At 67.4% G+C, this 11,706-nt stretch carries 8 protein-coding genes; 1 reads left to right on the top strand and 7 read right to left on the bottom strand.

What is annotated here, in order from left to right; genetic code table 11:
* Positions 1-7 precede the first annotated feature (7 nt).
* The 6 genes from NDI56_RS17570 to ppsA all read right to left on the bottom strand — a co-directional run bounded on the left by NDI56_RS17570 (position 8) and on the right by ppsA (position 8,964).
* Positions 8-745: a helical membrane plugin domain-containing protein gene (locus tag NDI56_RS17570; protein ID WP_310920997.1), complete on the bottom strand. Its 738-nt coding sequence runs from the start codon at positions 743-745 to the stop codon at positions 8-10.
* 1 nt (position 746) lies between these two features.
* Entirely contained in the window at positions 747-3,056 is a 2,310-nt protein-coding gene (locus NDI56_RS17565) for a molybdopterin oxidoreductase family protein (protein WP_417936039.1), read from the bottom strand.
* A gap of 29 nt (positions 3,057-3,085) precedes the next feature.
* Positions 3,086-4,078, bottom strand: a complete 993-nt coding sequence (locus NDI56_RS17560; RefSeq protein WP_310920995.1) for a 2Fe-2S iron-sulfur cluster-binding protein — start codon at positions 4,076-4,078, stop codon at positions 3,086-3,088.
* 1 nt (position 4,079) lies between these two features.
* Positions 4,080-5,570, bottom strand: coding sequence for an NADH-ubiquinone oxidoreductase-F iron-sulfur binding region domain-containing protein (locus tag NDI56_RS17555; RefSeq protein ID WP_310920994.1), 1,491 nt, complete (start codon positions 5,568-5,570; stop codon positions 4,080-4,082).
* A 253-nt stretch (positions 5,571-5,823) separates the two neighbouring features.
* Positions 5,824-6,198 carry a CBS domain-containing protein gene (locus tag NDI56_RS17550; protein ID WP_310920993.1) on the bottom strand — a complete coding sequence of 125 codons (375 nt, stop codon included), beginning with the start codon at positions 6,196-6,198 and terminating at the stop codon, positions 5,824-5,826.
* Between the two features lie 495 nt (positions 6,199-6,693).
* Positions 6,694-8,964, bottom strand: a complete 2,271-nt coding sequence (ppsA, locus tag NDI56_RS17545; protein WP_310920992.1) for a phosphoenolpyruvate synthase — start codon at positions 8,962-8,964, stop codon at positions 6,694-6,696.
* Between the two features lie 286 nt (positions 8,965-9,250).
* On the opposite strand from ppsA, the gene NDI56_RS17540 reads away from it, so the two are divergent.
* The gene (locus tag NDI56_RS17540) at positions 9,251-10,264 is read left to right on the top strand and encodes a type II glyceraldehyde-3-phosphate dehydrogenase (RefSeq protein WP_310920991.1); all 1,014 of its coding nucleotides are present in this window, start codon (positions 9,251-9,253) and stop codon (positions 10,262-10,264) included.
* Positions 10,265-10,808: 544 nt separating this feature from the next.
* Here the strand turns inward: NDI56_RS17540 and epsC are convergent.
* A complete protein-coding gene (gene epsC, locus NDI56_RS17535; protein WP_310920990.1) occupies positions 10,809-11,672 on the bottom strand; it encodes a serine O-acetyltransferase EpsC in 864 nt (287 codons plus the stop codon).
* Positions 11,673-11,706 lie beyond the last annotated feature (34 nt).

The following is an 11,706-nucleotide window of genomic DNA, read 5'->3' as shown; positions in this document are numbered from 1 at the left end:
GCATCTCCTATCGGTGCCTCGCGCTTCGTCCCAGCGCCTGGAGCACGCTGACGAGGTACCCCAGCCCGGCTCGCACGTCGGCCGACTGGAGCGCCGAGACGGTTCCGAGCAGCCCCCTCGGCTCGCTCTCCCGCTGGGCCTGTCCGACGGCGCCGACGAGCTCGTTCATGCCCTCGACGGCGTCGGGGTCCAGATCGAGCGCCGAGAGGGTCTGTGCCGTGTCGACGAGCGCTTCGAGGTCGCCGTTCCGCTGGAGGTCGAGCACCACGTCCAGCGCGTCGACGATGTCGCCGCCGCCCTCCTCGAGCATCGTCACCAGCTCTTCGATTTCCTCTGGTGAGAGCGAGTCCGTAAGCGCCGTCGCGACCGTCGCGAAGTCGTCGACGTGGCCCTCGCGCTGGAGTTCGACGACCGTCTCCAGCGAGTCCGAGAGGTCGTCGGCGTTCTCGCCCAGTTCGGCCGCCAGCGACGCCGCCCCGTCCGTCGAGAGGCCGTCCGCGGCCTCGACGAGGTTCGACGCCGAGTCCGTGACGTGCTGGACCTCGTCGTCGTCGGCGCTGGCGGCGACGAGAATCGCCGTCGTGAGCGCGTCGTCCAGTTCGTCGCTGCTCCGGACGAGCGCCGCGAGTTCGTCCCCGCGCTCGGAGAGCGCCTCTTCGAGGGCGGCCCGCCCCTCGTGGTCGGTGGCGTCTTCCCGCTCTCCGTGGGTCGCCGACGTCGGATAGGACTGCTGTCGTTTCGCCATCTCAGTCGTCCCCCATGGGCGTCTCCGCAGTCGCCATCGTCGGTTCGGCCTCCGGCCCGGCGGCCCGCAACTGGACGGCGGACACCTTGTACTCCGGCGTCGCGGCGGCCGGGTCGAGGTGTTCCTCGTCGGTGAGCCTGTTGACCGCGCTCTCGGCGAAGTGGATGGGGACGAAGACGTTGTCGGGGCCGACCCGGTCGGTCACCTGCGACGGGACGACGATTTCGCCCCGCCGCGATTCGAGCGCCACGAGATCACCGCTCTCGACACCGAGGGAATCGGCGGTCTCCGGGTGTATCTCGACGAAGTCGCTCGGCGTGTACTTCATCATGCCCTCCTCGCGGTGGGTCATCGTACCCGTGTGGTACTGGTAGAGCACCCGCCCGGTCGTGAGCGAGAACGGGTACTCCTTGTCGGGGATCTCCGCCGGTTCGCTGTAGCCGACGCCCTGGAGGTTGGCCTTGCCGTTGTCGGTGTTGAACGTCTCGGTGTAGAGGCGCTCGGTCCCCGGGTGGTCCTCGTCGGGGCAGGGCCACTGGAGGCCGCCGTGCTCTTTGATGCGTTCGTGAGTGATGCCGCCGTACAGCGGTGTCACTGAGTTCACCTCCCGCATAACCTCGGCCGTGTCTGCGTAGTCCCAGTCCCGCCCCATTCGGTTGGCGAGGGCCTGGAGTATCTCCCAGTCAGTGCGGGAATCGCCCTTCGGTTCCATCACCTTGTTGACCATCTGGACCGTGCGGTCGGTGTTGGTGAAGGTCCCGGTCTTCTCGACGAACGAACACGCGGGCAGCACTACGTCGGCGTACTGGGCCGTCTCGTTGACGAACAGGTCCTGCACGACGAGGAAATCGAGGTCTTCGAGGACGGCCTCGGCGTGGTTGACGCCGGGTTCGGAGAGGGCGGCGTTCTCGCCGATGATGTACATCCCCTTGATGTCGCCCTCGTCCGCGGCGAGGAACATCTGTGTCGTGTAGTAGCCGTACTCCGGGGAGATGTCACAGTCCCACGCCTCCTCGAACTTCGCGCGGACGTCGTCGTCCGCGATGTCCTGATAGCCCGGGAAGTTGTCCGGGAGCGGTCCCATATCGCCGCCGCCGCCCTGGACGTTGTTCTGGCCCCGGAACGGGGAGACGCCCGCGCCGGGCTTGCCGAGGTTGCCGGTGATCGCGGCGAGGTTCGCCATCGCGAGGACGTTCTCCGTCCCGTGGGAGTGTTCCGTGAGCCCGAGGGTCCAGCCGAACACGCAGGCGTCGGCCTCGGCGATGGTCTCGGCGGCCGAGACGATCTCCTCGTGCGGGACGCCCGTGACCTCCTCGACGCGTTCGGGCGTGAACTCCTGGACGGCCTCCCGCACCGCTTCGAACCCGGTCTCGCGCTTCTCGACGCGCTCTTCGCGGTCGTCCGCGGCTTCGTGGTCGGGCGCCGCCTCGGGTTCGTAGCCGGTCACCCGCTCCCGGACGAACGCCTCGTCGTAGAGCTCGTTGTTGATGATGTATCGGGTGATGCCGTTTATCCAGACGGCGTCGTAGCCCGGTTTGATCTGGCTGTACTGGTCGGCGTACTCGGCGATCTGTATCTCGCGGGGGTCGAACACCAGCAGGTCCGCGCCGTCGCGGACGTTCTGCTTGATGCGCGTCGCCAGCACGGGGTGGGCCTCCGTGGTGTTCGACCCGGTCAGGAGGATGCAGTCCGCGAGTTCGAGGTCCTCCGTGCTGATGGAGGCGGCCCCGTAGCCGTACGTCTGTGCCAGTCCCGCGACCGTCGAGGAGTGACAGAGGCGGTTGCAGTTGTCGACGCTGTTGGTCCCCAGTACCTGCCGGGCGAACTTGCCCATCAGGTAGTTCTCCTCGTTGGTCGCCTTCGAGGAGGCGATGAGCGACAGCGCTTCGCCGCCGTGTTCGTCCCTGATACCGCCCAGCCCCTCGACAACCCGTGTGAGGGCCTCGTCCCACGTCGCCTCGCGGAACTCGCCGTGCTCGTCGCGCACCAGCGGCGTCGTCAGCCGGTCGTCGGAGTTGATGAAATCGTAGCCGAACTTCCCTTTCACGCAGGTGGAGATGCCGTTGACCGGGGCGTCCTCCTCGTCGGTCGGTCTGGCGGCGAGTATCTCCTCGCCGTCGGAGTAGAGGTCGAACCGGCAGCCCACGGCGCAGTAGCCACACGTCGTGTCCGCGACGTTCAGCTCTTCGAGTCGCTTGTCGCCGATGGACTGGGCGATCTCGAACAGCTTGCCCTCCGAGAGCGCGTCTGCGGCGACCCCCTCGGCGACGTGTTCGACGTTCTCCATGGCCTGCTGTTTGGCCCGCTGCATGTAGCCCGCGACGCCGTCCAGGTCGTCGCTCACGGCCACTCACCTCCGTCGAACCCCGCCCAGTCGTCTGTTGCGTCCTCCGCGTTCGACTCGTCGTCGCTCGCGCGGTCGGCGATGGTCGGCGTGTTCGGTGCCGACCCGTTCGTGGCTGGGTCGCTCTCGTGCTCCGTGGCGCGTTTCTTCGGCGTCATCGGCCCCTTCGACTTCCCGCTGCTCTCGATTGCTTTGCCGATGCTGTTCTTCTGGGTAAAGCCCGGAAGCGGGATGGTCGTCGCGTCCTCGATGCCATTCTCGACGAGCGAGCCGGTCGGACAGACTGTCGCGCAGTGCCCACAGGAGACACACGTCGAGTCCTCCATCGTCTCGGCGTCGCTCTGGAACCCGATACGGGTGTCCTGTCCCGACCCCTCCATCCGGAGGACGCCCTCGACCTGCACGTCGTTGCAGGCCTCGACACAGCGGTTACAGAGAATGCACTTGTTGCGGTCGATCTGGATGAACGACGAGGTGTCGTCGATGGGTTCGTACTCGTCGCGGTCGTCGAGGACGCCGTAGCGGGGCTCCTCGACTTCCTGTTCGATGGCGGCGTCCTGCAGTTCGCAGCGGCCGTTCTTCCCGCAGGTCGTACACCTGAGGTTGTGGTTCGAGAGCACCAGGTCGAGGTTCACGTCGCGGGCCTCGGCGGCCGCCTCGGCGTCCGTACTGACGGTCGCCCCGTCTTCGGCCGGGTGGCTGCAGGCCGGGACGATGCCGTCGGCGTCGGTCTCGACCATACAGGTGCGACACTCGCTGCGCGGGCCGATCTCCTGTCTGTCGTAACTACACAGCGCCGGGACGTAATCGTCGGTCTCGACGGCCTCGACGGCGTCGAGCAGGGTCGCCCCCGGCTCGACCGTGACGCTCGTCCCGTCGACGGTCACGGTCGCCCGGTCGGGGCCGCCGACCGCGGGGTCGGCTGCAGTGCCCGGTGCGATCTCCTCGGTCAACGGCGGTGCCTCATCGTGTGTGTGGTCTGAACTCATATCATGTCACCTCTGCTGGCGCGGGGCAGCTGTTCGCTGGGCAGTGCCCGTCGGCGTGGGCCCGTAGCTCCGATTCGAACTCCGCGATGGCCGTCCGGGCCGGGCGACCGGCTTCGACGCCGAACGCGCAGATGCTCGACCCGTCCATCACCCGGACCAGTTCTTCGATGTCGCTCGGCGCGTACGTGCCGTCGTAAATATCCCGGAGGAGGCCGGCCAGCTGTGTCGTCCCTTCTCGACAGGGGACACAGCGGCCGCAGTTCTCGTCGGCGGCGAACTGGGTTCGTTTGCCGACGAACTCCAGGACACAGCGCTCCTCGGCGAGTACCTGGACCGTCCCCTCGGTACCGAGGTCGGCCGCCGTCAGTGACGACGGGTCGACGCCGATGTCCAGGTTCGCCGTGAGGCCGCCAAAGCGGCCGCCGACGCAGGCGGCTTTGAACGCACCGTCGACGGTGACAGCGTCGACGGCGCTCGACAGCGTGGCGGACTCCGGCAGCTCGACCGTGGCGGGCGCGGCCACGTCCCCCTCGACGGTCACCAGCCGGGTGTCGGTCTCGTCGCCGTCGCGGAGCGCGACCGCGAGCTGGGCGAGTGTTCGGGCCGTGTGCACGAGCGTGGGCTGGCCGTGTAGCCCGACCGACTCCGGGCCCGGTGGGCGGACGCGGGCCTCCAGCCGGTGGTTCCCCTCGATGGCCTCCAGCGCCATCGTCGGCTCGCCGGCCCGGTGGGCCGCCGGCCCGGTGACGATGTCGACCGCGACCGCTGTGTCCGGGTGGTTCCCGGCAGCCGCTCGCATCGTCTCGGCGGCTCGGTCGTCCGCCGACGAGGCGTAAACGATGACGCTGTCGGCACCGACGGCCCGCGCAGCGGCGGTCGCACCGTCGAGAACCTCGAACGGCGCGGTAGCCAGCAGGAGCGCGTCCGTCGGGTTCCCGTGTGCGTTGACGACGACGAGCGGGTCGCCGTCGGCGTCCTGTGCCGTCTCCCAGGTCGCCGCGAGCGGTTCGTCCTGGCAGAGGTCGCCCCAGCCCCGACCCGTGATGATGGCCGCGGTGTCACGCACCGCGGTCGCGTCGGACATATCGAACCCGCCCGCGGCATCGTGGTCGGCGGGGTCAGTGGGGTTGCGCCACCCGGCGCCGCGCAGGACGTGACGGCTGCCGACGTCGAGGCCCGGCAGGTCCACCGGCGGCATCCCCGCCCGCTCCGGCTCGTGGTCGGCGAGGGCGTCGGGGTCCCCGGCTCGAACGGCCGACCCGTCGGCCGCGCTCTCGACGATCGTCTCTAACTCCTGTGTCGAACAGTCGGCGTGGAACGCCGTCTCGCCGCCCGCGGTCACGGTGACGAGCGGTTCGAGCGCCGGGACGCCCGTCGGGCCGACCTCCACGACGCGCGCGTCAGCGTCACCCGCGACAGCCAGTAGGTCCGGAGTCGGCCCCGTATCGGCGATCCGTATCGTCGTTCCCGCCGCTGAGATTGTGGATGTCATTTGCTACCGTATGTATAACTGACGAACTGACAGTGTATTAAAACATCAGGTCACCGGCGTTGATACGGCCGCTGACCAGGCTACGCTCCCCGGCCGGGCCACCGCTCCGTCGTCAGTTTCTCGGGTGTAGCGGCCGCGCGAGCGGGTGCCGCCCGATACGTACCGACTGGCTCCGGCGAATCATCGCGACCCGTGGCCAAAGCCACAGCGTATCAGGTCACGAACCAGTCGTGTTCCGCCGGGCCGCGCGACGCTACGACAGGTGTGCCGTGATGTCCGACGATGAAACCATCCCGATGTAGTCGTCCTCGACGACCGGGAGGTGGTCGATGCGGAAGTTCTCCATCATCGCCGCCGTCTCGTTCAAACTGAGCTCGGGCGGCACCGTCTCGACCGACTCGGTCATCACGTCGGCGACGTCCAGTTCGGCCGTGTCTTTCCCCTCTGCGACGGCGTTGAGCACGTCAGTGCTCGTCACGATGGACGGCGGGGCCGTCGTGACGAGCAGGGCTCCGATCTCCTTCTCGCGCATCGTCCCCGCGGCGTCCACGAGGGCGACGTCCGGCTCGACCGTTTCGAGCGGCGTCGTCATGATATCGGCGACCACAGCCCGTTCGTTTGTTACCATACCGAGTGAATGACGACGGCCGTCGTGTTGAAACTTCGCCCCGGCTACTCGGCAGTGTTTAGTTTAGCAAAAAAGGCTCTGCAGAGCCAGAAAGCCCCGGCTGTCATCGGAAGCGGAGCTTCCGATTGCCCGCGAGAGCTACGCTCTCGCCCTGGCTGAACTCGGGGGTGGTTCGAAAGACGGTGGAGCCGTCTTTCGTCATCACGAGAGAGCTTCGCTCTCTCGAACGACCTCGCTGTGCTCCTCACTCACTACGTTCGTTGCGGTGCTTACGTCGTCCGCCGTCGTTCAGCCAGCCGCCCCTTTCAGCCCACCCGTAGCCGGTTGACCAGCCGGCATGGGTGGGGCTGAAAGGGGCCGTTCTCTCAGCGAACCCCGGCGATGTAAGCACCACAGCGAGTGAAACGAGCGAGGAGCGCAGCGAGCCGCGGGAGCTGAGAGAACGGGGGCTTTCTGGCTGTCTGTACTCCCAGCGGCCGAAGTAAACACGACCGGCTACTCCCGGACCGATTCGAGGACGAGCCGCTGCTCGACGCGCTTGGCCTCGCGCTGGGCGTCGCGGACGGCGTCGACGTTCACGCTTATCGACGAGATGCCCGTCTCCACGAGCCGGCGTATCATCGCCGGTTTCGAGGCCGCCTGCCCGCAGATGCTCGTCGCCACGTCGTGGTCGTCGGCGGTCTCGATGGTGTCCTCCATCAGTTCCAGCACCGACGGGTGGAGCTCGTCGTACCGCCCGGCCACGGCCTCGTTATTGCGGTCGACGGCCAGCGTGTACTGCGTGAGGTCGTTCGTCCCGAAGGAGACGAAGTCGAGTCCGGTCTGACAGATGGCCGCGGCGCTGAGCGCGCTCGCGGGGGTCTCTATCATCACGCCCCACGGCCGCTTGTCGGGGTCGATACCGACCCGCTCCATCTCGGCTTTCGCCCCCAGGACGTCCTCGGCGTCGGTCACGAGCGGGAACATCGGTTCGAGGTTGTCGTACCCCATCTCGTAGAGTTTCTTCACGGCGCGAAGCTGCAGCTCGAACGCGTCGGTGTCGTCGAGCGACCGCCGAATCCCGCGGTACCCCAGCATCGGGTTGTGTTCGGCCGGTTCGTCCTCGCCGCCCGCTAACCGGCGGAACTCGTCCGTGGGCGCATCGAGCGTTCGCACGCGGACCGGGCGGGGGTAGAACTCGTCGGCCACGCCCCGAATCGCGTCGGCGAGCGTGTCGACGAACGCTTCTTCACCGTGTGTAGCGACGTAGTGTGCAGGCGTCTCCCCGGTCGACAGCACAACGTGCTCCATCCGGAGCAGTCCGACCCCGTCGGCGCCGGTCGCCGCGGCCCGCTGGGCTGCCTCGGGGATGGAGACGTTGACTTTCACGTCCGTCGCCGTCATCTGCTCTGGCGCGGTCCGCTCGGCCGTCGGCCCCGTGTCCGAACTACCCCCGTCGCCGGTTTCGGCGTCCGGCGTGTGGGTCCCGTCGGCGACGACGCCCCGGTCGCCGTCGACAGTGACGCGCTGGTCGTCGGTCAGCGTCCCCATCGCGGTCTCGCAGCCGATGACGGCCGGTACGCCGAGCTCGCGGGAGACTATCGCCGCGTGGCTGGTCATCCCGCCCTCGTCGGTCACCAGCGCGCCGGCGCGCTTCATCGCCGGCACCATGTCGGGGGTCGTCATCTCGGCGACGATGATGTCCCCGTCCGTGACCTTGTCGAGCTGGTCCAGCGAGCCGACGACCCGCACGGTCCCGGTCGCCGTGCCGGGGCTCGCGCCCAGCCCGTCGACGAGCGTCCCGTCGCTCCCGTCATCGGAGCCCCGTTCGTCCCCGTCGTCGCCCTCGTCGATAGTCGTTATCGGCCGGGACTGGAGGAGGTAGATGTCCCCGTCGTCGATAGCCCATTCGACGTCCTGTGGCTGGCCGTAGTGGTCCTCGACGAGTTCGCCCAGGGTCCGGAGGTCCGCCAGCTCGTCGTCGGAGAGGACCCGCTCGTCGCGCTTTGCCTCCGGGACCGGGCGTTCGACGGTTTCACCGGTCTCCTCGTCCCGGACACACATCGTCTTTTTCGTCGAGACGGTGACGTCGTCGACGGCGTCGGCGGTCCGGTCGTACGTGTAGTGGTCCGGCGAGACGCTCCCGGAGACGACGGCCTCACCGAGGCCCCACGCGGCCTCGACGGTCATCTCGGCCGCACCGGTCGAGGGGTGACTCGTGAACAGCACTCCGGACTTCTCGGCGTCGACCATCCGCTGGACCACGACGGCGATGTCGACGTCCGCGTGGCCGAAGCCCTGCTCGTCGCGGTAGTAGATGGCCCGCTGGGTGAACAGCGACGCCCAGCAGCGTTTGATTCGGTCGAGGAGGCCCTCTCGCGTGACGTTGAGGAACGTCTCCTGCTGACCGGCGAAGGAGGCGTCCGGCAGGTCTTCGGCAGTCGCCGAGGACCGGACCGCCACTGTCGGGTCCGCTCCCAGGTCGTCGAACGCGTCGCGGATGGATTCGCGCGTCTCCGCGGGCCACTCGGCGTCCATGATGAGTTCGGACGCCCGCTGTTCGGCGGTGGCAAGCGCCCGCGAGTCCTCCGGGTCGACGTCCACGGCCTCGAACAGTTCTTCGGCGATACCCGCGCCCTCGATGAACCGTCGATACGTGTCCGCCGTGACGGTGAATCCGGACGGGATAGGGAGCCCGTGCGACGAGAGTTCACCCAGTGAGGCGGCTTTGCCACCGACGGTTTCGACGTCCGTGGCGCTCACCGCACTGAGCCATGCGACACTCATAGTCGTCGGTTCGACGAACCCGATAATGAATATTTGGCCTGAGTTTGAGCGATAGAAGCTCTCTATCGCGCATTTTCAAACAGTACGCGAACTGATAGGTCGAGGGGCGGACCCGTCGTTTATCACTGCGACCGCGGTATCGGTTCACGATGTCACAGCGACACCCAGCCGCTCGGCTCTCGGTCGAGACCCCGCGACGGGTCGAGTTGCCGTCGACGATATCTGCCGTCGTCGGGCACCGCACCGACCGACCGAACCGACAGCCTACCAGTGGTGAGCGATACAGATGACCGGCGTCAGCATCAACGGCTTCGGCACCATCGGGAAGCGAGTGGCCGACGCCGTCTCGGCCCAGCCCGACATGTCGGTCGTCGGCGTCAGCAAGCGGTCGCCGAACCACGAAGCCCGCTCCGCGGTCGCGAGCGGGTACGACCTGTACGCCGCCGACCCGGACCGGGTCGAGGAGTTCGGGGAGCGGGACATCCCCGTCGCGGGAACCGTCGGGGACATGCTCGCTGGCGGCGACATCGTCGTCGACACGACACCGTCCGGCGTCGGAGAAACCTACCGCGACCTTTACGCCGACCACGACGTCGACGTCGTCTATCAAGGCGGAGAGGACGCATCCGTGGCCCCACAGAGTTTCTGCGCTCGGGCGAACTATCAGCGCTCGCTCGAAGCTTCGGCGACGCGTGTCGTCTCGTGTAACACGACCGGCCTCGCCCGCGCGGTGACGCCGCTGGACGAGGCCTACGGCGTGGAATCCGTCGACGCGACGCTCATCCGTCGCGGCGGCGACCCGACCCAGACGGACCGGGGCCCGATTAACGACATCGTCCCGGACCCCGTCGAGGTCCCGTCCCACCACGCCCCCGACCTGCGGACCGTCCTGCCGGATATCGACGTGACCACGACGGGTGTCACGGTCCCGGCGACACTGATGCACCTCCACAGCATCACGGTCTCGCTCGACTCCGACCCGACTGCCAGCGAGGTCAGGGACCGGTTCGACGCCGAACCCCGCCTCGAACTCATCACGACCGCGTCGGGGTGTGACAGCTGTGCCGAAATACAGGAGTACGCACAGGACACCGGTCGGCCTCGCGGCGACGTCTGGGAGAACTGCATCTGGGCGGACGCCGTCGACGTCAGCGACGGCCGCCTGACGTTCTTCCAGGCGATCCACCAGCAGGCCGACGTCGTCCCGGAGAACGTCGACGCCGTCCGCGCGCTCGCGGGTACCGCGGACGCCCGGGAGAGCCGAGCCCGGACGGATGACGCACTCGGCGTCGGGATGTAAGCGACCGGCCGGAACAGGCGGCTCCGTGTCGTCGTGTGCTTTTTCACACAGAGAACGTGTGGTGGCACACCATGGCAGACGGGACCGGTATGGACTACGACGCTCACTGGGACGCGGGTCTAGGTGGAACGTGACGGGAGAGATATATAAACGCACGTGGGGAGAGCTGAGCGGATTTAACCCGGGTGTGTCGTCCGGTCCGGCTGTCGGGGGACGGCCCGCTACGCTGATTGTTTTAATATCGCGTACAACTCCGCGCGAGCTTTTAATGGGGCCAGCGGTCTACACGTCAGTACAATGGAACGAACTCCGGGCCGGGTAAACGGCCGAGCACCGCCGGCCGACTCCCAGCAAACGAGCTGTCCGATGTGTAGTGCAAAACTGACACGCCAGTCCGGGATCGGCATCTGTCGCGCTTGCAACTGGGTCCAGCAGTCCCCTGCAGACTGATACTGCCGGCTGTACGTTCGCACAGATATTCGCTACCTCGGGGGTGGCGAATTCCATCAGTGTGTTACAGCCAGCAGTATGAGCGCACCCGCTGTCAGTCAGTCTTCTTTCGCTCCTGGGTCGGGTGGTCGCTGACGTAGACCTGCGTGTGGTCCGGGATGTTCTCGGCGACCCACGAGTTGGCGCCGATGCTGACGTGGTCACCCACGGTGATTGCGCCCAAAACTTTGGTGCCGGCCCCGATGACGACGTGGTCGCCGATGTCGGGGTGGCGCTTGTACCCCTTTTTCAGCGCGTGTTCGTCGCCCTCGTCCTCCTCGAAGTGGAGCGCACCGAGCGTGACGTCCTGGTAGATGCGGACCCAGTCGCCGACGGTCGCCGTCTCACCGATGACGACGCCGGTCCCGTGGTCGATGAAGAAGTGCTCGCCGATTTGGGCACCGGGATGGATGTCGATGCCGGTCTGGGTGTTCGCGTATTCGGTGAGCTCCCGGGCGTACTCTGCCGCGCCCTCCTCGTAGAGCGTGTGGGCGACGCGCTGGATCATCATCGCGAGGAACCCGGGATACGACCGGATGATCTCCATGTAGGTCTTGGCGGCGGGGTCGCCCTTGTATGCCGCCTCGACGTCCTTCTTCAGCGCCTCGCGGACGGCGGGCAACTGGTCGAGAACAGTGGACACGAGATCCGCGGGGTCATCGTCCGCGTAGGGCCGGACGCCCGCGTGGAACAGCGCGCCGAGGTCGTCGAGGCAATCGAGAACCGCGAGTTCGTCCCGGACCAGTTCCGTCGCGTTCCAGCAGGCAGGGAAGAACAGTCGCCCCAAGATGTCGACCTCCTCGCGCCCGTGCTCGCGGTGGGGGAATTCCATCGGTGTCTCCGTGGGAAACGGCGCCTCGTCGGCGGCGTACGCCTCGAAGAGCCGCCGGTGTGCGTCGCCTGTGTAGGTGTAGTCCATACTCGCACTACCTGCTGAGCGTCCTTATACTGCC

The organism is Halomicroarcula saliterrae, from assembly GCF_031624395.1.
Lineage (GTDB): Archaea > Halobacteriota > Halobacteria > Halobacteriales > Haloarculaceae > Haloarcula > Haloarcula saliterrae.
This window is presented reverse-complemented; position numbering and strand designations above follow the sequence as displayed.